Origin of the sequence: Micromonospora sp. CA-249363 (assembly GCF_050950185.1) — a bacterium.
Classification (GTDB): domain Bacteria; phylum Actinomycetota; class Actinomycetes; order Mycobacteriales; family Micromonosporaceae; genus Micromonospora.
The window spans coordinates 5,033,906-5,055,922 of the sequence record NZ_CP192020.1 but is presented as its reverse complement, the minus strand read 5'-3'; the positions used below and the strand labels follow the sequence as shown (position 1 = coordinate 5,055,922).

Sequence of the window (22,017 nt, the reverse complement as noted above, 5' to 3'; positions counted from 1 at the left end):
CGTGAGTCGCATCGGGGTGGCCTTCGACAAGGCCCGGGCCGACGGTCGGGCCCTGCTGGTGGGCTGCATGCCGGCCGGGTTCCCGTCCGTCGAGGGCAGCATCGCGGCCATGACGGCGATGGTCGAGGCCGGCGTCGACGTCATCGAGGTGGAGATCCCGTACTCTGATCCGGTGATGGACGGGCCGGTCATCCAGAAGGCCAGCGACATCGCGCTGGCCGGCGGCGTCCGTACGGCCGACACGATGCGCATCATCGAGGCCGTCGCGGCGACCGGTGCGCCCGTCGTGACGATGACCTACTGGAATCCCGTCGAGCGGTACGGCGTGGACGTGTTCGCCCGTGACCTGGCTGCCGCCGGTGGCACCGGCCTGATCACACCGGACCTGATTCCCGACGAGGCTGCCGAGTGGCTGGCCGCCTCGGACGCCCACGGGCTGGACCGCACCTTCCTGGTGTCGCCGTCGTCCACCGACGCCCGGCTCGCGATGACCGTCGAGCACTGCCGGGGGTTCGTCTACGCCACGGCGGTGATGGGAGTGACCGGCGCACGAGCGCGTACGTCCGACGCCGCTCCCACCCTCGTCTCCCGGGTGCGCGGGGTCACCGACCTGCCCGTCGGGGTCGGCCTGGGCGTGGGCACGGGCGCGCAGGCCAGCACCGTCGCCGGGTACGCCGACGGGGTGATCGTCGGCAGCGCGCTGGTGCGGTGCGTGCTGGACGCCTCCTCCGAGGCCGAGGGGCTGACCGCGCTGCGTACCCTGAGCGCCGAACTCGCCGAGGGCGTCCGCAACCCGGCCCGCTGACCCTTCGGACCGTTCGCGGCGCGGGCGCCGGGCCTGCCGTGCCCTGAAGACCGTGATGCCTGTGCGTCATCAAGATGACGCACAGGCATCAGGCTCTCTGGCGGGTGCGCTCCCGGGCACAGGCTCACCGACGAGCGTTGACCCGGCGCGGGACCGCTGTGTGGAGTCAGCGACTGAGGGACGGGTCCGTCGCCGTCTCGCCGCGCAGCACCCGGCCGGCGGCATCGGTGACGACCGCGGCGACCGCCCAGGTGAGCGCGCTCATGGACAAAGAGCCTACGGCGGCGCAAACCAGAAGTCATCGGGATGGACGTGCGGCGGCCCGGGGTGCCGCTGCGGGGGTGTGCAGCGGTAGCGTGTGCACCCGTGACCATCGCCTCGCTATCGCCCCAGGCGGCCCTGCCCAGTCCCAGCACCGCCGTCTGGCAGCTGGGGCCGTTCCCGCTGCGGGCGTACGCGCTGTGCATCATCGCCGGCATCGTGCTGGCCTGCTGGGTGACCGAGCGCCGGCTGCGCCAGCGTGGCGTCGCGCCCGGTGCGGTGCTCGACATCGCCGTCTGGGCGGTGCCCGCCGGCATCATCGGCGCCCGGATCTACCACGTGATCACCTCGCCGGAGAAGTACTTCGGCGCGGGTGGCGATCCGCTCAAGGCGTTCTTCATCTGGGAGGGCGGCCTCGGCATCTGGGGCGCGGTCGCCGGCGGCGCGGTCGGCGCCTGGATCGCGGCCCGGCAGCTCGGCATCCCGTTCGGCGTGGTGGCCGACGCGCTGGCCCCCGGGCTGCCGCTGGCGCAGGCGGTCGGCCGGTTGGGCAACTGGTTCAACAACGAGCTGTTCGGTGGCCGGACGACGCTGCCGTGGGGTCTGGAGATCCACCGGATGGACCCGGACAGTCCGGGGCACGCCCTGCGCGACGACGCCGGCCAGCCGATTCTCGAGCCGGGCCTCTACCACCCGACGTTCCTCTACGAGCTGCTGTGGAATCTCGGGGTGGCGGGGCTGGTCCTCGTCCTGGACAAGCGGCTGAAGCTCGGGCGGGGCCGGGCGTTCGCGCTGTACGTCATGGGTTACACGGCCGGCCGGTTCTGGATCGAGCTGATGCGCACCGACGAGGCCAACCAGATCTTCGGCGTACGGCTCAACGTGTGGACCGCGGCCCTGGTCTTCCTCGGCGCGTTGGCCTACTTCGTGCGGGTCCGTGGCCCCCGCGAGTATCTGATCCCGATCGGCGCGGCAGCCACCCCCACGCCGCCCACGTCGTCCGACGTGTCGCAGGTCGACATCTCCGCACGCGAGACCGGCGCGCGCGCCGCCGCCCCGGAGGGCTACCGGGTGGTCAGCGAGGAGCAGTACGACACCTGGCGGGACACCGGCGTCGCGCCGCCGGAGCCGGCCGACGACGTACGCCCCGAGGGTGCCGAGCCCTCCACCGACGACGAGCAGCCGTCCGTCGACGACGCCGCCGACGGTGACCGGGCCGACGAATCGACGGACGGCACGCCCGAGGCGCGCGACGGGGCCCGGGCCGACGCCACCGGCGCGCGCCCCGCCGACCGGGACAGCTGAGCGGGGGCGGTCCGATGCGAAGCGCGGTGGTGGTCGGCGCCGGGGTCGGTGGCCTCGCGGTCGCCGGCGCGCTGGCCCGGTCCGGCTGGCAGGTCACCCTGCTGGACCGTGCAGAGCGGGTCCGACCCGAGCCGACCGCCGTGGTGCTCTGGCCCAACGGCGTGCGAGCCCTCCAGGCCCTCGGCCTGGGCGCCGGTCTGGCCGCCATCGCCACGCCGCTGCCCGACGGCGGCGTACGCCGTCCGGACGGGCACTGGCTCGTGCAGCCCCGGCCGACGCCGGCCGACCGGATGCCGGTGGTGGTGCATCGGGAGGACCTGCACGACGCCCTGATCGCCGGGCTCGGCGACCGGGTCGAGCTTCGTACCGGGGTGACCGTGCGCCACGTGCGCGTCGACCCGGGCGAACGCCCGGGTGTGCACGACGGACGGCAGACCATCGAGGCCGACCTGGTGGTCGCCGCGGACGGCACGGACAGCGTCATCCGCCGCCAACTCGCGCCCGAGGCCGGCGTGGTCAGCTCCGGCTGCGCCGCCTGGCGGGCCGTCATCCCCTGGTACCGGGCGCCCCGGCTGCCCGCCGACCAGCCGATCGCCGGCGAGGTCCTCGGGGCGGGCTACCGCTTCGTGGCCGCCTCGCTGGGCGAGCGGGGCTCCTCGGGCGGCTCCACGCGTGGTGGCATCTACTGGGTGGCCACGGCGGCCGGCGCGCCCCGTCCGGAGCCGCCGGAGACCCAGCTCGCTCTGCTACGCCGCTGGTACGCCGGCTGGCCCGCGCCGATCGGCGCGCTGCTCGACGCCACCGATCCGAGCGACCTGGTCCAGCAGGAGGTGCGCGAGCTGCGCCCGCTGCCGCGCGCGTACGGCTTCGGCGTCGGGCCGGGCGGGGTGGTGCTGCTCGGCGACGCGGCGCACGCCATGCCGCCGCACCTCGGGCAGGGCGCGTGCCTCGCGTTCGAGGACGCCGCCACCCTCGCCTCCCTGCTGCGCGAGGCCCGGCTACCCGATGCCGTGCAGACGTACGACCGGGTGCGCCGTCCCCGGGCGGCGACCGTGGTCCGGCAGACCCGCCGCATGTCGGCGGTGCTGCAGACCCGGGGCCGGCTGGCGCTGCGGGCCCGCGACGCCGCGCTCGGCACGATCAACTCGCGGCTGCTCTCCAGCGCCGCCGCCTCCGCGGCCCAGTGGCGTCCGCCGGCCTGACCGGCGGCGCTCAGCCGGCCGCGCGCGCGGTCGTCCGGAGCGGTGGCGTGGCTCAGGGAATCAGCGCGGCGGGTTCGGCGATGCAGGCGGTGCCGATGCGGCGGAAGCCGACCCGCAGGTAGACCCGGGCGATCTCCTCGCTGCCGGCGGAGAGGAAGACCAGCCCGGTGCCGGCGGCGACCAGTTCCCGGGCGAGGGTGGCCGTCAGCGCCGCGCCCATCCCGCGTCGGCGGGCGGACGGCAGGGTGGCCACCCCGGCGATCTCGGCGACGTCGTCCACGCGCATGGCCATGCCGCTGGCCAGCGCGCCCTCGGTCGGCGTGCCGGCCAGCGCGGAGATCCGTCGGCCGTCGGCGATGCGGGCCCGCTCCTCGTCGAGCGCGGCCAGCTCCAGCTCGGTGACCGCCGCGTCCCGCGCGGCCGGTCCGGCCTCGCCGGGCTCGGTGCCGGGTACGCCGAACGCCACGGCCGCCACGGCCCGCCGGGCGGCCACGTCCGCGGCGAAGTCGGGCGAGTCCGCCGCCAGCACCCGCACGGGTACGTCGGAGAGTGTCGCCGGATCGGGCAGGGCGGCCGGGTCGAGGACCATCAGCGGGGCCTCCAGCACGGACAGCCCGGCCGAGCGGGCCACCGCGAGGAACTCCGGCGTCGTGTCGTGCACCCACTCGAAGGCCTCCGGCAGGCCCAGCTCACGCTGGCGTGCCCGGACGGCCGTCACGTCGGCCAGCGACGGCGTCTCGGTGGCGTCGATCCGGGGGCGGGCGTAGAACGGCCAGCCGGCGCCCTCACGGACGAACAGCACCAGAGCGCCGTGCTCTTCGACACTGGCGACGTCCCGGGGCACGGCGTCGTAGAAACGTTCCAACCGGTCGAAGATGTCCTTGCGCACCGAATCCACCGCGCGAGACTACACGTCCCAGACTCTGGACGGTGTGATCAATCTTGAGTGGCCTTGTGCCCCCAGCCCTAACGTAGACTCAATAGACCCACGGGCCGACGTCGTCCCCACCATGATCCAACCTGAGTGACGACAGGAGGCCCGGTGGCTCAGCCGTACGCGGATTCGACACAGCCGCACCCGCACAGCCCGCAGGCGTCCCCGACGCCCGGCCCCCGCCCTGAGGCCCAGGGCCTCTACGACCCGGCGCAGGAGCACGACGCCTGCGGGGTGGCCTTCGTGGCGGACCTGTACGGCCGACGGTCCCATTCCGTCGTCGCCAACGGGCTCGGCGCGCTCTGCCGCCTGGATCACCGCGGTGCCCGGGGCGCGGAGCCCAACACCGGCGACGGCGCCGGCATCATGATCCAGGTGCCGGACGCGTTCCTGCGCGCCGTCGCCGAGGTTCCGCTGCCGCCGGCCGGCGAGTACGCCACCGGCCTGGTCTTCCTGCCCGACGACGACGCCGCCGAGGCGCGCGCCCGTCGGGTGGTCGAGAAGTACGCGCTGGTCGAGGGGGCGGACCTGCTCGGCTGGCGGGACGTGCCGATCGAGCCGGACGGGCTCGGCGACACCGCCCTGGCGGCCATGCCCCGGGTCCGGCAGGTCTTCGTGGCTGCGCACCGCCTCACCGACTCGCCCGCCGGGCCGGCCGGCTCCCCGCTGCGCGGCATCGAGCTGGACCGGGTGGCGTTCTGCCTGCGTAAGCAGGCCGAGCGGGAGACCGCCGAGCGGGGCGTGCCGGCGTACTTCCCGTCGCTGTCCAGCCGCACCATGGTCTACAAGGGCATGCTCACGCCCGACCAGCTGCCGGCGTTCTACCCGGACCTGCGCGACGAGCGGGTCGACAGCGCGATCGCGCTGGTGCACTCCCGCTTCTCCACGAACACGTTCCCCTCGTGGCCGCTGGCGCACCCGTACCGGTTCATCGCCCACAACGGCGAGATCAACACGATCCGCGGCAACCGGAACTGGATGCAGGCCCGCGAGGCGCTGCTGCGCTCGCCGAACGTGCCGGGCAACATTCGGCGCGTCTTCCCGGTCTGCACCCCCGCCGCCTCGGACTCGGCGAACTTCGACGAGGTGCTGGAGCTGCTGCACCTGGCCGGCCGGAGCCTGCCGCACGCGGTGCTCATGATGATCCCGGAGGCATGGGAGAACGACCCCGGCATGCAGCCGGACAAGCGGGCGTTCTACCGCTTCCACGCGAGCCTCATGGAGCCGTGGGACGGGCCGGCGTCGGTCGCCTTCACCGACGGCGAGATCGTCGGCGCGGTGCTGGACCGCAACGGGCTGCGCCCGGGGCGCTGGTGGCAGACCGACGACGGTCTCGTGGTGCTGGGCTCCGAGGCGGGCGTGCTCGACCTCGACCCCGCCCACGTGGTGGCCAAGGGTCGGCTCCAGCCGGGCCGGATGTTCCTGGTCGACACCGTGGCCGGCCGGATCGTGCACGACGACGAGATCAAGTCCGAGTTGGCCGCCGCCGAGCCGTACGCCGAGTGGCTGCACGCCGGGCTGATCGAGCTGGACGACCTGCCGGCCCGTGAGCACACCGTCTACACCCACGACTCGGTGCGCCGCCGCCAGCAGACCTTCGGCTACACCCAGGAGGAGCTGAAGGTCCTGCTCGCGCCCATGGCGCGTACCGGCGCGGAGCCGCTGGGCTCGATGGGCACGGACACCCCGATCGCGCCGCTGTCGACGCGGCCGCGACTGCTCTACGACTACTTCCATCAGCTCTTCGCGCAGGTCACCAACCCGCCGCTGGACGCCATCCGCGAGGAGTTGGTGACCAGCCTGGCGTCGACGATCGGGCCGGAGGGCAACCTGCTCGACCCGAACGCGGCGAGCTGCCGGCAGATCGTGCTGCCGCACCCGATCATCGACAACGACGAGCTGGCGAAGATCCTCTCCATCGACGAGGACGGTGACCTCCCCGGCTTCAAGGCCGTCCGGGTCTCCGGCCTGTACCGCCTGCGCGACGGCGCGGCCGGGATCAAGGCGCGGCTCATCGAGATCTGCCGGCACGTCTCCGAGGCCATCGAGGACGGCGTACGCATCCTGGTGCTCTCCGACCGGGACTCCAACGCCGATCTCGCGCCGATCCCGTCGCTGCTGCTCACCGCCGCCGTGCACCAGCACCTGGTCCGCGAGCAGACGCGGACGCAGGCGGCGCTGATCGTGGAGTCCGGCGACTGCCGCGAGGTGCACCACGCGGCGGTCCTCATCGGGTACGGCGCGGCGGCGGTCAACCCGTACCTGGCGTTCGAGTCCGTGGAAGACATGATCTCCACGGGCGCGCTCGCCGGCGTCGAGGCGACGAAGGCGGTGCACAACTACGCCAAGGCGCTCGGCAAGGGCGTTCTCAAGATCATGTCCAAGATGGGCATCTCGACGGTCTCGTCGTACTGCGGGGCGCAGGTGTTCGAGGCGGTCGGCCTGGACAGCCGGCTCATCGACAGGTACTTCCGGGGCACCCCGAGTCGGATCGGCGGCGTCGGACTGGCCGGTGTGCACGCCGAGGTGGCCGCCCGGCACGCGCTGGCCTGGCCGCCGGCGGGCACCGCCGACTCGGACCGGCTGGAGGTCGGTGGCGAGTACCAGTGGCGTCGCGAGGGTGAGCTGCACCTGTTCAACCCGGAGACGGTCTTCCTGCTGCAACACGCCACCCGCAGCCGGCAGTACGACGTCTTCCGCCAGTACACGTCCAAGGTGGACGCGCTCGCCGCGCAGGCCGGCTCGCTGCGGGGCCTGTTCACCCTGCGCACCGGGGTCCGTCCGCCGGTGCCGATCGACGAGGTCGAGCCGGCCTCCGAGATCGTCAAGCGATTCGCCACCGGCGCCATGTCGTACGGCTCGATCTCGGCCGAGGCGCACGAGACGCTCGCCATCGCGATGAACCGCCTCGGCGGCAAGTCCAACACCGGCGAGGGCGGCGAGGACGTCGAGCGGCTGCACGACCCGCTGCGCCGCTCCTCGGTCAAGCAGATCGCCAGCGGTCGGTTCGGCGTGACCAGCGAATACCTGGTCAACGCCGACGACCTCCAGATCAAGATGGCCCAGGGCGCGAAGCCCGGCGAGGGCGGTCAGCTACCGGGCAACAAGGTCTGGCCGTGGATCGCCCGTACCCGGCACGCCACCCCCGGCGTCGGCCTGATCTCGCCGCCGCCGCACCACGACATCTACTCCATCGAGGACCTCGCCCAGCTCGTGCACGACCTGAAGTGCGTCAACCCGGCGGCCCGGGTGCACGTCAAGCTGGTCAGCGAGGTCGGCGTCGGCACCGTCGCCGCGGGCGTGGCCAAGCTCAAGGCCGACGTCATCCTGATCTCCGGTCACGACGGTGGCACGGGCGCGTCCCCGATGAACTCGCTCAAGCACGCCGGCACCCCGTGGGAGCTGGGCCTGGCCGAGGCGCAGCAGACGCTGCTGCTCAACAAGCTGCGCGACCGGGTCACCGTGCAGGTCGACGGCCAGCTCAAGACCGGCCGGGACGTCCTGGTCGCGGCGCTGCTCGGCGCGGAGGAGTTCGGTTTCGCGACCGCCCCGCTGATCGTCTCGGGCTGCGTGATGATGCGGGTCTGCCACCTGGACACCTGCCCGGTCGGCATCGCCACCCAGAACCCGGTGCTGCGCGAGCGGTACACGGGCACCCCGGAGTTCGTGGAGAACTTCTTCCTGTTCCTCGCCGAGGAGGTCCGGGGTTATCTGGCCGAGTTGGGCCTGCGGTCCATCGAGGAGGCGATCGGGCAGAGTGAGCTGCTCGACGTGGCCCCGGCGCTGTCGCACTGGAAGGCCAACGGCCTCGACCTGGCCCCCGTTCTGCACCTGCCGGAGCTGCCCGCCGACACCGTCCGACGCGGGGTCCGCGCCCAGGACCACGGCCTGGAGCACGCCCTGGACAACGAGCTGATCGCGCTGGCCGCCCCGGCGTTCGCCGACGGCGCGCCGGTGCGGGTCGAGGTGGCGGTGCGCAACGAGCACCGCAGCGTCGGCGCGATGCTCGGCGGCGAGGTGACCCGCCGCTTCGGCGGCGACGGCCTGCCCGAGGACACCATCGAGTTCGTGCTGCACGGCACCGCCGGCCAGTCGTTCGGCGCCTTCCTGCCGAGGGGCGTCACCCTGCGGTTGCACGGCGACGCCAACGACTACGTGGGCAAGGGCCTGTCCGGCGGACGCATCGTCGTGCGTCCGGACGCCGCCGCGCCGTTCCTCGACCCCGAGGCCGAGCCGGGGCAGCGCGCGGAGGACCAGATCATCGCCGGCAACACCATCCTGTACGGCGCGACGGCGGGCGAGGTCTTCCTGCGCGGCCGGGTGGGGGAGCGGTTCGCGGTGCGCAACTCCGGCGCGGTCGCCGTGGTCGAGGGCGTCGGCGACCACGGCTGCGAGTACATGACCGGCGGCACCGTGGTGGTGCTCGGCGCGACCGGCCGCAACTTCGCCGCCGGCATGTCCGGCGGGACCGCGTTCGTGCACCGGTTGGACCGGTCCCGGGTCAACGCCGAGCTGGTCGACCTGGCGCCGCTGCGCGAGCAGGAGCAGACGCTGCTGCACGAGCTGGTCCAGCGGCACGTCGCCGAGACCGGTTCGGCGGTCGCCGAGGAGCTGCTCAAGCGCTGGCCGGAGGCGGTGGCCGAGTTCACCGCCGTGGTGCCCCGCGACTACCGCCGGGTGCTGGAGATCATGAAGGCCGCCGAAGCCGCCGGCCATGACGTCGACGACGCGGTGATGAGCGCGCTCAGCGCGCCGGTCGCGTCCGTGCCGCCCGCGCCGCGGGCGGCCACCCCGGAGGTGGCCCGTGCCTGACCCGAACGGTTTCCTGCGCTACGACCGGCGTCTGCCGGCCCGCCGACCGGTACCGGTGCGGATCAGCGACTGGCGCGAGGTCTACCCGCCGGCCGGCGAGGAGCTGATCCGCGAACAGGCCACCCGGTGCATGGACTGCGGCATCCCGTTCTGCCACGACGGCTGCCCGCTGGGCAACCGCATCCCGGACTGGAACGACCTGGTGCGGACCGGCAACTGGGACGCCGCCGTGGAGTCCCTGCACGCCACCAACAACTTCCCGGAGTTCACCGGGCGGCTCTGCCCGGCGCCCTGCGAGGCGGCGTGCGTGCTCGGCATCGCCGGTGGCCAGCCGGTGACGATCAAGCAGGTCGAGGTGGAGATCGCCGACGCGGCGGCGGCCCGCGGGTTCACCCCGCACCCGATCCCGACGCCGTCGGGCCGGTCGGTGGCCGTCGTCGGCTCCGGGCCCGCCGGTCTCGCCGCCGCCCAGCAGCTCGCCCGCGCCGGCCACGCCGTGACGGTGTACGAGCGCGACGACGCGATCGGCGGTCTGCTCCGGTACGGCATCCCCGACTTCAAGTTGGAGAAGCGGCACATCGACGCCCGGTTGGCCCAGCTCACCGCCGAGGGGGTGCGCTTCCGCACCGGCGTGAACGTCGGCGTCGACGTCACCGCCGAGCAGCTGCGCGCCGAGCACGACGCGGTGCTGCTGGCCTGCGGCGCGTTGCAGGGCCGGGACACTCCGGAGACGCCGGGGCGGGCGCTTCGGGGCGTACACCAGGCCATGGCCCACCTGGTCGCGGCGAACCGGGCGGTCGCCACCGCGACCACCGAGGAGGCCGCCGAGCGTCGGTTGGCGCGGGCGGTGCTGCCCGACGGCACCCCGATCGACGCGGCCGGCAAGCACGTGGTGATCATCGGTGGCGGTGACACGGCGGCGGACTGCCTCGGCGTCGCGCACCGGCAGGGCGCGGCGGGCGTGCACCAGCTCGACCTGTACCCGCAGCCGCCGACCGAGCGCGACGAGGCCCGGGACCCGTGGCCGACCTGGCCGTGGCTCCTGCGCAACTACCCGGCGCACGAGGAGGGCGGCGAGCGGGTCTTCGCCGTGGCGGTGCAGGAGTTCGTGGACGACGGCACCGGCCAGGTGCGGGCGGTACGGATCGCCGAGGTGACGGTCGAGAAGGTGGACGGCCGACGCGTGGTCACGGTGGTGCCGGGCTCCGAGCGGGAGCTGCCCGCGGACCTGGTGCTGCTGGCGATCGGATTCGAGGGCACCGAGCAGCAGCCGCTGCTGGAGCAGTTCGGGGTGGCCCGCCACGCCCGGGGTGCCGTCGACGCCCGGGACGACTGGCAGACCGAGTCGGACGGCGTGTTCGTGGCCGGGGACATGCACCGGGGCGCCTCGCTGATCGTGTGGGCCATCGCGGAGGGGCGCGCGGTGGCCGCCGCGATCCACGGCTACCTCGGGGGTGTCGGCGCGCTGCCCGCCCCGGTCGGCCCGGCCGCGCAGCCGCTGGCCGCCCGCTGAGCTGAGGGGCCCGGCCGGCACGGCGAGGTCGCCGTGCCGGCCGGGCATTCCCCGAGGTGAAACCATTCACAAATCTGGGCAAAAAGGTTTGAGCCGGCAAGACTTGTCGGCTGCCGAACCGCGCTGCGATCGGCTCGTCGTACGTCGTCGATCGCTGGAGGTTCGTCGTGGCCACGGGTGCCACCTTCGCCGCGCTGCGCCACCGTGACTACCGGATCTGGGCGCTCGCCGGTTTCGTCTCCGTCATCGGGACCTGGATGCAGGTCCTCGGAGTCAACTGGTACGTGCTGAAGGAGACCGGCTCGGCGACCTCGATGGGCGTCGCCGTGCTGCTCCAGGCGGCCCCCACGCTGCTGCTGAGCGTCTGGGGCGGTGTGCTGGCCGATCGGCTTCCCGCCCGTCCGCTGCTGATCGCCGCCCAGGTGGCCCACGCCGCGTTCGCCGCGGGCCTCGCGGCGGTCGCCCTCACCGGGGTCGGCGGGCTTCCGCTGATCTTTGCGATCTCCCTGGCCAGCGGCGCCGTCTCGGCGATCGAGGGGCCGGTCATGGGCCGCTGGTCCTCGACGCTGGTGGACCGCGAGACGCTCGGCAACGCGCTGGCGCTCGGCTCGCTCACCAACTCCGCCGGACGCATCCTCGGCATGAGCCTCGGGGCCGTCGGCGTCGCCGGCGTCGGCCCGGCGCTGCTCTTCGGCGTCAACGCGGCGAGCTTCGCCGCAGTGGTGGTGGCGCTGCTCGCCGTACGTCCGGGGGCCGTGGCCGGCGCGGTGGCCACCGACGGCCCGACCCGCCACGGCGTCCGCGCCGGCTTCTCCTACCTGCGCGGACAACCGGTCCTGCTGCTCGCGCTCGCCCTGTCGTTCGTGCTGGGCAGCCTCGGCCGCAACTACCAGGTGACGATGGCGGCGATGAGCGACGGACCGCTGGCCGTCGGCGCGTCCGGCTACGGCCTGCTGTCCACGGTGTTCGCGGTCGGGACGGTGGTGGGCGCGCTCGTCGCCGCACGGCGGCGGTCGCTGAGCTACGGGACCCTGGTCGGGGCCGGCCTGCTGGCCAGCGGCCTGCAGATCGTCGCGGGTGTCGTCCCGGGCGTCTGGAGCTTCGCCGCGGTGATCCTCCCGATCGCCGCCGCCGCGGTCGTCATCGACACCACCGTCGGCACCCGTGCCCAACTCGACACCGACGGCGCGATGCGCGGCCGGGTGCTCGCCGCGCTCGCGGTCACCGGCTCGGTCTCGGCCGCCGTCGGCGCGCCGCTGCTCGGGTGGCTGGCCGAACACGCCGGGCCACGGCAGACGCTCGTCCTGGCCGGCTCGGCCGCCGCGATCGCCACCACGGCGGCGGCCGTCGCCCTGGACCGGCAACACGGCCGTGCCGCTACGCTCACGCTGGTCGTCCCACGGCCACGCCATCCGGTACGGCGAGCGGCGTGGCGGGCAGCCCGCGTCGTACGGCCGGCCGGTGCGGTGTGCGTCGTCGCCAACGGTGGAACCGCCGCGGGTCCCCTCCGGCTTGGGGAGCTGACCCTCGCCGGCCGGGGCGCGCGGCACTGAGACAGCGGTCACCACTTCCGGGACCGGGCGACACGAAGATCATCGTTACGCTGCGATCATGGACAACGAGGAGCGGTTGCGGCGTACCCGCCGGTGGCTGTGGATCGTGCTGATCGGCCTCTTCCTGAGCGGGGCCACCGCGTTTCCACTGGAGATCGAGGTGCGCTGGCTGCTGCGCGCGCTGGACCCGCTCGCCGGTCAGTTCCCGGCGCTCGTCGCCTGGATCGAACGGGTCCACACCGGACTGGTGACGGCGGACCGGGACTACCCGTTCCTGCTCTACGGCACCGACTGGCTGGCCTTCGCCCACCTGGTGCTGGCGGTGGCGTTCTGGGGCCCGCTGCGCGACCCGGTGCGCAACGTCTGGGTGGTACAGGTCGGCATGATCGCCTGCGCGGGGATCATCCCGTTGGCGCTGATCTGCGGCCCGATCCGGGACATCCCGTGGTTCTGGACGCTCGTCGACCTGTCCTTCGCGGTCGGGGCGTTCCCGCCGCTCTGGTTCGCCTATCGCCACATCCGCGCCGTCGAAGCGAGCACGGCCGAGCCGGCGGGGTCTGCGGCGGCCGCGGACCGTTCGGTGGCGCCGGCGTCCTGAGACGCCGATCCCGTCTCCGCAGCAGCCTGCGCGACCCGGTCGACCCCGAATCCGACAGCTGGCGACGACGCCGGCCCGGCGGTCAACCACCTCTGCGCGTCCTTTGCTCTGCTTCACTCCACGCAACACCGCACGTCCGATAGTCGGACAACCGGTGTTGCGTCCGTTGAAGCAGAGCAAAGGACGCGTGGGGGAGAGGTGGCGGGGCGCAGCAGTGGCAGGTGAGATCGCTCTGGCGGGACCAGCGGGTACGCGGAAAGGCCCGCCGCACGGGCGACGGGCCTTTCCGGGTGACGACTGCCGCTAGTGCGACAGCAGGCGGTGCGCCTCGTGGGACTCGCGGATCTTGGACCAGGACTTCGGCTCCGCCGGCGGGGCGGCCCTGCGTGCGGCGCTGGCCACGTCCGGTCGGCCGGCGGTGAACAGCCAGGTGGTGAAGAGATCGTCCAGGTCCAGACCGGAGATCCGTTCGGCCAGCGCCTGGAACTGCTCGATGGTGCCGTTGCCGTACCGGTGTTCGGCCGTCCACGCCGGCAGGATCGCGAAGAACGCGTCGTCGCCGACGGCCAGCCGCAGCTGATGCAGGGTCATCGCGCCCCGGTCGTACACCGCGTTGTCGAAGATCCGGTCGGCGCCCGGGTCACCGGGCAGCACCTGCCAGAACTCGTCGTCGGCGGGGTAGCTCGCGTACGTGAAGTCGAAGACCTCCTGCGCGGTGCCCTCGCCCTGCTCCTCCGACCAGAGCCACTCGGCGTACGAGGCGAATCCCTCGTTGAGCCAGATGTTGCGCCACTCGGCCACCGAGACCGAGTCGCCGAACCACTGGTGGGCGTTCTCGTGGGCCACCACGTACGTGTTGGCGCCGCGCCGCCAGAAGCCCGGCCCGTACACCGGGCGGGTCTGCGTCTCCAGGGCGAAGCCGATGCCGTCCACCGGGCCGGCCACGCCGCCCTGCGCCTCGAACGGGTACGGGCCGAAGATCCCGCTCTCCCAGTCGACGATCTCACCGGTGCGCTCGATGCTGGCCCGGGCCGCCGGCCCGAGCGCGCCCAGCGACGTGCTGTACGCGTTGACGACCGGCTGGCCGCTCGGGGTGGTGTCGGTGACGATGTCGTACTGGCCGATGGCCATGAACGCCAGGTAGGTGGCGGTGGGGGAGGTGGTCCGCCAGATCCAGCGGGTCCGATTGCCGGCCTCGGCCAGCGGCGGCCTCGGCTGCACGCCGTTGCTGATCACCTCGACGCCGGTCGGCACCGACACGGAGATGTCGAAGGTGGCCTTGTCCAGCGGGTGGTCGTTGCTCGGGAACCACCACCAGGCCGACTCGGGCTCGTTGACCGCGAGCGCCCCGTCGTCGGTACGGGTCCAGCCGGTGTAGCCGCCGACCAGCGTCTCGGACGGCACACCGCCGTAGCGCACCACGATGGTGAGCTGCTGGCCCCGGGAGATGGTGCGGGACGGGGTGACGACCAGCTCGTGCGTGCCCGCGGTGCTGGCGTCGGCCTCCCAGCCGTTGACGCGTACCGACTCGACGTCCAGCAGGAAGTCCAGGTTGAACGCGGAGAGGTCCTGCGTCGCGGTGGCGAGGATCGTCGTGGTGCCGGTGAGCCGGTCGGTGGCCGGGTCGTAGCGCAGCCGGACGTCGTAGTGCGAGACGTCGTAGCCACCGTTGCCGTAGTCGGGGAAGTAGGTGTCGCCCAGGCCGGCCGCGCCGGGTTGCGGCGCGGCGGTGACGACCGGTCGGCCCCAGGCCGCCGGGGCGGCCGCGGCGGGCGCGCCGGTGAGCGTGGTGCCGGCGGTGGTGAGGGTCAGGGCGGCGGTGGCCGCCGTGAGGACTCGACGCACGAGGTGCACTCCCTCCATCGGGTTTTCGCATCGCCAACCTAATCGACAGCTGTGAACGTCGCTGGCCCGGCGCGCGCGGCAGGGCGCCGCCGCCACGATCCGAAAGCGGGGGTCGGTTACTGTCCCGGCGTCACCGGTGTCCGTTAGGGTTTGCGCGAACCGGACGGCCGTGACGTGGGAGGCGATGCGTGGGCAGGCTCGCGTCGGCGTACGGGCAGGCGGTCACCGCCCACCGGGCGGCCCGTACCCATCTGGACGCGGCCCGGGCCGTGCTCGGCGTGGCGCCGCCTCCGACGCCCCGGGCGGGTGGGGCCGACCTCGTCGCCCGGCTCGCGCGCCTCGGCGGCGCGCTGGCCACACCGACCCCCGGCGTCGCCGCCCTGACCGACGAGCCGGTCGCGGTGCGCGTCGGCGAGGCGTCCACCGAGGACGGCGGGTTCGCGGTGCTCGTGCCGCTCGGCGGCGGCCACCACCTGGCTTTGGACACCGACGCCCGGGACGGGCGGGTCGCCGCGCTGCTGCGGGCGTTGGTGCTGCGGCTCGTGGCCACCGCGCCACCCGGTCGGGTCCGGGTCGCCGGCATCGACACCGCCGCGCTGGGCGCGACCTTCGGCCCGCTGCGCCCGCTGCTCGACGCCGGGGTGCTCGACCCGCCGGCCACCAGCGAGGCCGAGGTGACCGCCCTGCTGGACGCCGCCGAACGGCACGCCCGCGCCGCCCAGCACGCCGAGCCCGCCACCCGGCAGCTGCTGCTGGTGGTCGCCACCGCCGCCCCCGCGCCACGGGAGCTGGCCCGACTCGCCGCGCTCACCCACGCCGGCCCGGCCGCCGCCGTCTGCGTCCTGGTCGCCGGGCATCCGTCCCGGCTGCCCGGCGAGACGTCGCCGCCGCTGGGCAGCACCACCGCCATCCGGCTCACCGAGGGGTACGCGCACGTCGGCGACCCGCCCGGCACCCCGTTCAGCGCCGACGGCAGCGGTCTCGCCGCCCCCGTGCTGCTCGACGGCGACCCGCCGCCGGCCTCGGTCCGCGCGCTCGCCGAGCACGTCGGCGCGGCCGCCCGACGCGCCGACGCGCTGCCCTTCGCCGCGCTGCTGCCCGAGCGGCGCTGGGCCGAGTCGGCGGCCAACGGCCTGCGCACCGTCGTCGGCCGGGCCGGCGCCACGCCGCTGACCGTCGCCTTCGATGACGCAACCCCGCACTGGCTGGTCGGCGGGCGGACCGGCGCGGGCAAGACGGTCTTCCTCCTCGACGTCCTGTACGGGCTGGCCGCGCGGTACTCACCCGCCGAGTTGCAGCTCTACCTGCTCGACTTCAAGGAGGGCGTGAGCTTCACCGAGTTCGTGCCCACCGGCCGCGACCCGTCCTGGCTGCCGCACGCGCGCGCGGTCGGCATCGAGTCCGACCGCGAGTACGGCCTGGCGGTGCTGCGGGAACTGCGCCGCGAGGCACAGCGGCGCGCCACCGCGTTGAAGCGGCACGGGGTCACCAAGCTCGCCGACCTGCCGCGGGACAATCCGCTGCCGCGCATCGTGGCCGTCATCGACGAGTTCCACGTGCTCCTGGCCGGCAACGACGCCCTGGCCCGCGAATCGGTCGACCTGCTGGAGGAGTTGGCCCGCAAGGGCCGCTCGTACGGCATCCACCTGGTGCTGGCGAGCCAGAGCATGACCGGGATCGAGGCGCTCTACGGCCGGGCCGAGGCGATCTTCGGGCAGTTCGCGCTGCGGGTGGCACTGCCCGGCGGTGGCGGCGTCCTCGACCAGCTCAACGACGCCGCCGCGGCCCTGCCCATCGGCGCCGCCGTCATCAACACCGCTGCCGGCGCGGTCGGTGCCGACACCGTCCTGCGCTTCCCCGACGCGCACGCCGCCGCCGGGGAACTCGCCGCGCTGCGCCACGAGCTGTGGCAGGCCCGTCCGCCGGGCTCGCGGGCCCCGGCGGTCTTCAAGGGGTACGAGGCGGCCCGCATCGAGGACGATCCCACCTTCGCCGGGCTGCGTCCCGGTGGCCGCCGCCCCATGGCGCTGGTCGGCCGGACGGTCGACGTGCACGGCACCACCGCGCTGTTCCTCATGGACACCACGCCCGGCCGGCACCTCGCCGTCGTCGGCACCACACCGGCCGGCGCGGACGTGCTGCGCGCCGCCGCGCTGAGCCTGGCCCGTCAACACACCCCTGGTGACGTCCGGTTCCAGGTGGCCTCCCTGGTCACCGCCGCCGATCCGGTCGCCGCCGAGACCGAGGCCACGCTGCGGGCCGCCGGTCACCCGGTGCACCGCCTCGACGCGGCCGGACTACGCGACCGGATCGCCGCGCTGGCCGCCGAGCCGGCCGGCCGCGAATACCTGGTGGTGTTCGGGATGGACGCCGCCGCGCCGGTGCTGGGCGCGTCCGACCCGGTGACGTTCCGCTCCGGCCTGGACGACCTGCGTGCCGTGCTGCGCCAGGGCCCCGCGCATGGCGTGCACCTGCTGGGCTGGTGGCGTGGCCTGCGCCGGCTCTCCGACGACCTCGGCGGCACCCAGAACCGCGACGACGTCGCCTGCCTCGTCGCGCTCAACGTGCCGGGGGCGGAACTCGCCCTGCACCTCGGCGTGCACGACCTCGCCTACACACCGCGCGCCGACCGGGCGCTGCTGGTCGACCGGCACGACCAGCGGACCAGATTGATCGTGCCGTTCGCCCGCGACGGGCACGAGCCGGACGGGGAGCGCTGACGGTGTCCTTCGAGGAGTACGCGGCACTGGCCCGACAGCTCGCCGAGCACCGCCGCGCCGGTGAGCGGGACGCCGCCGCCGAGTCCGCGCGTCGCCGCGACCTGTACGCCGCCGCCGAGTACCTGCACCAGCGCCTGACCGCCCAGGGCCAGCGTCTCGACCAGCTCGGCCGCGCGATCGGCGTCGACCAGCCACCGGCCGCCGCGCCGCCCGGTCCGACGGGCGCAACCGGCTCGACCGGTGACCCCGCCGCCTGGCCGGGCCCGCCCACCGAGGCCGCCCCGCCGGCCGGCCCAGGACCACGCACCGCGCCTGCCGGGTTCGCTCCGCCGACGGCGCCCGGCTCGCCTGCCGGGTTCGCCCCGCCGACGGCACCCGGCTCGCCCACCGGGTCTGCCTCGCAGGCAGCGCCCGGCTCGCCCACCGGGTTCGCCTCGCCGGCAGCGCCCGGCTCGCCTGCCGGGTTCGCCCCGCCTGCGGGGGCGCCCGATTCGCGGGACGGGGATTCCGGCGGCGCAGCCGGCGCGCCGGGGCGGGCGGGTGTCGGGGCGTACCCCGAACTGCCGGCGGGCCCGGCGCGGCTGGCGCTGCCGACGGCCATGAGCCCGGCGGGCGGCGGGGTGCCGACGCAGCGTGCGGCGGCGGTCGACCCGGTGGTGGAGCTGGAGTTGGCCCGGCGGATGGCCGACGAGGCCGACCGGCACGGGCAGCAGGCCGAGCTGCTGGCCCAGCGGCCGGCGCTGCTGCCGACGTGGTCACCGCTCGCGCGGGCCGTCGCCGTCTACGCGGCCTGCGGGACGGCGGCGGGGGTGTTGATGATGACGCTGGTGCTCGCCTCCGGAATCGGGCTGGTCGACGGCTTCACCCTCGGCGCGTGGATCTGTGCGGGTCTGCCGGCGCTGGCGTTCTTCGCGGGCTACCTGGTGTTGGGCCGGTGGGGGAGGCCCGCCATGGTGGCCGGTACGCCGCCGCGTTACCTGCCGCTCGGGTTCGCGATCTGCTTCCTGCTGGTGCCGCTGGGCTACTGCGCCTACCTGGTGCTGTTCCGCGCCCTGCGCTGAGCCTTAGCGACCGGCTCGGCCGGGTGCTCCGCGACGCGGGCCGACGGGCTCGGACGCCGCAGCTCGGTCAGCTCGTGGTCCAGCAGGTCGGCCAGTCGCTCGAACCGGTCGGGCCGATCCTCGCGGGTGATTCCCCGGCTGGGCATCTCGACCGTCATCAGCAGGTACAGGTGCAGGCGGTAGAGGCTGAGCCGACGCAGGGTGGCCTCGTCGAAGACCACCGGATCGGTCGCGGCGCCCCGGTAGCCCCGCAGGAACGGGTTGTCCGGCTCGTCCTCCACCCGCCGGTAGATGAAAGGCGACACCAGGTCCATCAGCGGGTCGCCGAAGAGGAACCGCTCACCGTCGACGATCCCGCGCAGGTGCAGCTTGCCGTCGGCCTCGGGTTCGGGCTCGGGCTCGGGCTCGGCGAGCACGTTGCCGTCCCAGCCGTCGAAGTGCAGCAGCGCCGGCCGGCGTACCTCGTCCAGAATCGACGCGTACCGCTCGGGCAGCTCCCGGATCCGCTCCGGCGAGGTGGGCAGCCGGACGTCCCAGTCCGCCGCGTCGGCCAGCAGCCCGTCGAGCATGGCGGTGAACGCCTCGCGCCACGTCGCGCCGCTGGCCCGGCCACCGTCGTACCCGTAATGGTGGCCGCTGATCCGGTGCAGCGCGGCGATCGCGGCTCCGAAGTCGTACCGGGCGGGAGCGTCGTCGAGGTGCTGTTCCGAGTCCGTCCACTCCCGCAGCGAGCGGCCGGGAATCAGGCCGCTGACCAGCCACTCGCCGAGGTCCGGATCGTCGCCGTGGTGCAGCAACGGCGGCACGGGCACCTGCGGCGCGTGCGTGGACACCAGGCGGAGGTACCGCGCCTCAGCCGCGCACAGGCCCTGCTCGTAGCGCAGCAGCGGTACGTCGGGCCGGGGCGCAACCTTCAGCACCACCTCGCGCCCGTCGTCGAGCACCACCCACCACACCGTCGCGAAGCCACCCCCGGTGATCGGCCCACAGTCCGCCATCGCCTGGCCCGCGCCGAAGGACGCCTCCACGTAACGGCGCACCTGGTCGCGGTCCAGTGGCCGCTGCGTGCGGCTCAGCGCGTCCACCTCTTCCTCCCCGCTCGTGACGCCCGCCAGAGTGCCAGATCCCTCGACGAGCTGCGCCGCCGCCGCGAAAACGCCGTCCCGTTCCGGCCGGGGTTTCCTTGATCACTTGATGCCTACCAGCTGTGGAGCGCCTGCTCTGACTGGTCAGTATCAAGTGATCTTCCGAGAACGCGGCTGGTAGCTCACGACTGGGCGATCGAGCGGTCGCGCTGGGTACGCGGATCTCGTACGCTCCCTTGTGGTCTCCGCCGGCGCAGTGGTGGAGGCGATGGTCGACCATGGGGAGGGTGCGCGTGAGCGCAGCGCAGATCATCGCGAAGTTGGCGGCGGCGTCGCAGAAGCTCGAAGAGGCGAAGGCCAAGACGGCGGCGGCGGCCCAGGACGCGGCCGAGGCGCGATCCCTCGTGGCCGGCGCTCTGGAAGGCGTGGCGGCCGGTCCTCTTGTCGGCATGATCGACGCCTACCGCCAGGCCCTGGCCCAGGCGTCTCAGGGCGGTGAGCCGGCCAAGCAGCACGTCCAGGAGACGATCGCCAAGGTACGTGCCCTGGGGAACTGAACACGCTGTGCCGACGGAGATCGTCGCCAGCCGAGCACGTTCTCCGAGCGGCTGGCGACGCGAGCACTCCGGTGACCGTCAGCGGGTGACGCGGACCTCGCCCTCGATACGCGGGGAGTAGTCGCAGTCGATTGGGGTGCACAGCGCCACACTCCCGGTGGCGAGCGCGATGCCCCGGTTGAAGGCGAAGCCACCGCTCTCCGCGTACACCCGGCCGGTCACGGCCTGCGGGACGCCGGTGCAGGTGAACATCGCCCCGCCGCTGCCGTACGCGACGTTGTCGCCGGAGCGTTGACGCAGACTCATCTCCGCGCCGCCGGACCGACCGGCTTCGCAGGTCACGGTGAGGGTGATGTCGACGGCGACACCGCGTGCGACGAGTTTCGCCGAGGTGACCTCGACGGTGCTGGCCGCGCTCGCCGGGGTCGGTACGAGCAGCGCGCACAGGGACAGTCCGAGTAGGGCGGCGGTGGTGGTGACACGGCGCACGGCGGGCCTCCTCAATGGAGTGGCTGCGTTTCCACGGTCACGGTAGCCATCGCCGGCAGTCGTCACCATCGATCGATCGTGCGGGTGCGGGGTGGCCGACGGGTGGGGGCGGTGGGACGGGTGAGCGTGATGCCTGTGCGTCATCTTGATGACGCACAGGCATCAGAGATTCAGCGGACATCGCTCCCCGGGAGCCCCGCAACGGCCCGGCGGCGGTCAGGCGCGTGAGCGGGGCAGGCAGCACTTCTTGTACTTCGTGCCCGAGCCGCACCAGCAGACGTCGTTGCGGCCCGGCGGCCAGGAGGTGATGCCCGCGTCGTCGAGGCTGTCGGCGTACTCGTCGAGGGTTTCCTCGTCCACGGGGTCGGCGCCGGCGAAGGCCGCCAGACCCTCGACGCTGCCCGCCACGATGCCCAGGCCGCCGCCGCCGAGTCCGGACGCGTCGACGAGGGCGCGCTCGATCTGGGCGCGGTGCTCGTCCCAGGTGCTCGGGTAGCTCTCGGCCAGAGTCGGCCAGCGCACCAGCAGCGCGTCGAACTCCGGCTTCGGCCAGAAGAGCAGCGTGGCCGGACCGTCGTCGAACGCGTCGGCGGCGTGGCTGGCCGCGTCGCGCAGCCGGTCGGCGAGGTTGTCGTGCTCGTCGTGCGGCAGACCCAACTCTTCGCGCAGGTCGTGCCGCCGCTGAGCCAGGCCGAAGATCATGGCGGCGGCCGTGTCCTGGGCGTCCTCGGACTCGTGCTGATGGGTGCGGCTCCGGTCCACCATCGCGTCGAGTGCCGCGGTGAGCCACTCGACCGCCGTCTCGGACTGTCCGGCCTCGGCCAGCTCGTCGATGAGGTGGACGGCGTCGGGGTCGGTCTCCAGGAGCGGGCGCAGCTCGGACAGCGCCGCCAGTCCCTCGTCGACTCGGCCGAGGCGCAGCAGCAGGCCGCCGCGCATGGCACTGACGTACGTGTTGTCGTCGGGCTGTTCGGCGATGGCCCGGGTGGCCAGGGCGAGGGCATCGTCCAGGTCACCCGCCTGGTCCAGGATGTCCGCGGCGACCACCAGGGCGTACCCGGTGTCGGCGGGGTCAGCGACCCGGCCCTCGTCGACGGCGCTCACCAACTCGGTGACCAGCGCCGCCGGGTTGGGGCTCTTTGGTCCGAGGGCGCCGATCTCATCGATGCGGTCGGCGGTGAGCAGGTCGGGCATGGGCACATCCTGACGAACGACGGTGACGACCGGCCAGCGTACCCCGACACACGGCGCAGCCCGGGCGGTGAACCGCCCGGGCT

At 73.8% G+C, this 22,017-nt stretch carries 15 protein-coding genes; 10 read left to right on the top strand and 5 right to left on the bottom strand.

Annotation, left to right across the window (positions count from 1 at the left end; all coding sequences use genetic code 11):
• The first annotated feature begins 1 nt into the window (after position 1).
• The 3 genes from trpA to ACQPZK_RS22300 all read left to right on the top strand — a co-directional run bounded on the left by trpA (position 2) and on the right by ACQPZK_RS22300 (position 3,573).
• Positions 2-805, top strand: a complete 804-nt coding sequence (gene trpA / locus ACQPZK_RS22310) for a tryptophan synthase subunit alpha (RefSeq protein ID WP_433534861.1) — start codon at positions 2-4, stop codon at positions 803-805.
• A 366-nt stretch (positions 806-1,171) separates the two neighbouring features.
• Entirely contained in the window at positions 1,172-2,371 is a 1,200-nt protein-coding gene (gene lgt, locus ACQPZK_RS22305; RefSeq protein ID WP_433534860.1) for a prolipoprotein diacylglyceryl transferase, read from the top strand.
• Between the two features lie 14 nt (positions 2,372-2,385).
• The gene (locus ACQPZK_RS22300; RefSeq protein ID WP_433534859.1) at positions 2,386-3,573 is read left to right on the top strand and encodes an FAD-dependent monooxygenase; all 1,188 of its coding nucleotides are present in this window, start codon (positions 2,386-2,388) and stop codon (positions 3,571-3,573) included.
• A 52-nt stretch (positions 3,574-3,625) separates the two neighbouring features.
• On the opposite strand, the gene ACQPZK_RS22295 is transcribed toward ACQPZK_RS22300, so the two are convergent.
• Positions 3,626-4,471 (bottom strand): GNAT family N-acetyltransferase, encoded by an 846-nt coding sequence (locus ACQPZK_RS22295; protein WP_433534858.1) that lies wholly within the window; start codon positions 4,469-4,471, stop codon positions 3,626-3,628.
• 144 nt (positions 4,472-4,615) lie between these two features.
• On the opposite strand from ACQPZK_RS22295, the gene gltB reads away from it, so the two are divergent.
• The 4 genes from gltB (at position 4,616) to ACQPZK_RS22275 (ending at position 12,983) form a co-directional block, all read left to right on the top strand.
• Entirely contained in the window at positions 4,616-9,319 is a 4,704-nt protein-coding gene (gltB, locus tag ACQPZK_RS22290; RefSeq protein WP_433534857.1) for a glutamate synthase large subunit, read from the top strand.
• Positions 9,312-10,832 (top strand): glutamate synthase subunit beta, encoded by a 1,521-nt coding sequence (locus ACQPZK_RS22285; protein WP_433534856.1) that lies wholly within the window; start codon positions 9,312-9,314, stop codon positions 10,830-10,832. The genes gltB and ACQPZK_RS22285 overlap by 8 nt, the downstream gene beginning before the upstream one ends.
• A 167-nt stretch (positions 10,833-10,999) precedes the next feature.
• Positions 11,000-12,385 (top strand): MFS transporter, encoded by a 1,386-nt coding sequence (locus ACQPZK_RS22280; RefSeq protein ID WP_433534855.1) that lies wholly within the window; start codon positions 11,000-11,002, stop codon positions 12,383-12,385.
• A 58-nt stretch (positions 12,386-12,443) separates the two neighbouring features.
• Complete coding sequence (locus ACQPZK_RS22275; protein WP_433534854.1) at positions 12,444-12,983, top strand: hypothetical protein; 540 nt, start codon at positions 12,444-12,446, stop codon at positions 12,981-12,983.
• 303 nt (positions 12,984-13,286) lie between these two features.
• Here the strand turns inward: ACQPZK_RS22275 and ACQPZK_RS22270 are convergent, their stop codons facing one another.
• Positions 13,287-14,828, bottom strand: coding sequence for a M1 family metallopeptidase (locus ACQPZK_RS22270; RefSeq protein ID WP_433534853.1), 1,542 nt, complete (start codon positions 14,826-14,828; stop codon positions 13,287-13,289).
• 188 nt (positions 14,829-15,016) lie between these two features.
• On the opposite strand from ACQPZK_RS22270, the gene ACQPZK_RS22265 reads away from it, so the two are divergent.
• Together ACQPZK_RS22265 and ACQPZK_RS22260 are read left to right on the top strand one after the other, a co-directional pair.
• Entirely contained in the window at positions 15,017-17,548 is a 2,532-nt protein-coding gene (locus ACQPZK_RS22265) for an FtsK/SpoIIIE domain-containing protein (RefSeq protein WP_433534852.1), read from the top strand.
• 2 nt (positions 17,549-17,550) lie between these two features.
• On the top strand, positions 17,551-18,609 hold the full coding sequence (locus ACQPZK_RS22260; RefSeq protein WP_433534851.1) for a hypothetical protein: 1,059 nt from the start codon (positions 17,551-17,553) through the stop codon (positions 18,607-18,609).
• Here ACQPZK_RS22260 and ACQPZK_RS22255 read toward each other — a convergent pair.
• A complete protein-coding gene (locus ACQPZK_RS22255) occupies positions 18,579-19,694 on the bottom strand; it encodes a phosphotransferase family protein (RefSeq protein WP_433534850.1) in 1,116 nt (371 codons plus the stop codon). The two genes, ACQPZK_RS22260 and ACQPZK_RS22255, sit on opposite strands and share 31 nt — an antisense overlap.
• Positions 19,695-19,987: 293 nt before the next feature.
• On the opposite strand from ACQPZK_RS22255, the gene ACQPZK_RS22250 reads away from it, so the two are divergent.
• Positions 19,988-20,251 carry a DUF6244 family protein gene (locus ACQPZK_RS22250; protein ID WP_433534849.1) on the top strand — a complete coding sequence of 88 codons (264 nt, stop codon included), beginning with the start codon at positions 19,988-19,990 and terminating at the stop codon, positions 20,249-20,251.
• Positions 20,252-20,329: 78 nt separating this feature from the next.
• Here the strand turns inward: ACQPZK_RS22250 and ACQPZK_RS22245 are convergent, their stop codons facing one another.
• Both ACQPZK_RS22245 and ACQPZK_RS22240 read right to left on the bottom strand, forming a co-directional pair.
• Complete coding sequence (locus ACQPZK_RS22245; RefSeq protein ID WP_433534848.1) at positions 20,330-20,740, bottom strand: hypothetical protein; 411 nt, start codon at positions 20,738-20,740, stop codon at positions 20,330-20,332.
• Between the two features lie 216 nt (positions 20,741-20,956).
• Complete coding sequence (locus tag ACQPZK_RS22240; protein ID WP_433534847.1) at positions 20,957-21,934, bottom strand: SEC-C metal-binding domain-containing protein; 978 nt, start codon at positions 21,932-21,934, stop codon at positions 20,957-20,959.
• Between the last annotated feature and the right edge of the window lie 83 nt (positions 21,935-22,017).

Excerpts from the sequence above, each read along its gene's own strand:
- ACQPZK_RS22300 (WP_433534859.1), top strand. The coding sequence starts at position 2,386 with ATGCGAAGCGCGGTGGTGGTCGGCGCCGGGGTCGGTGGCCTCGCGGTC.
- ACQPZK_RS22275 (WP_433534854.1), top strand. The coding sequence starts at position 12,444 with ATGGACAACGAGGAGCGGTTGCGGCGTACCCGCCGGTGGCTGTGGATC.
- ACQPZK_RS22240 (WP_433534847.1), bottom strand. The coding sequence starts at position 21,934 with ATGCCCGACCTGCTCACCGCCGACCGCATCGATGAGATCGGCGCCCTC.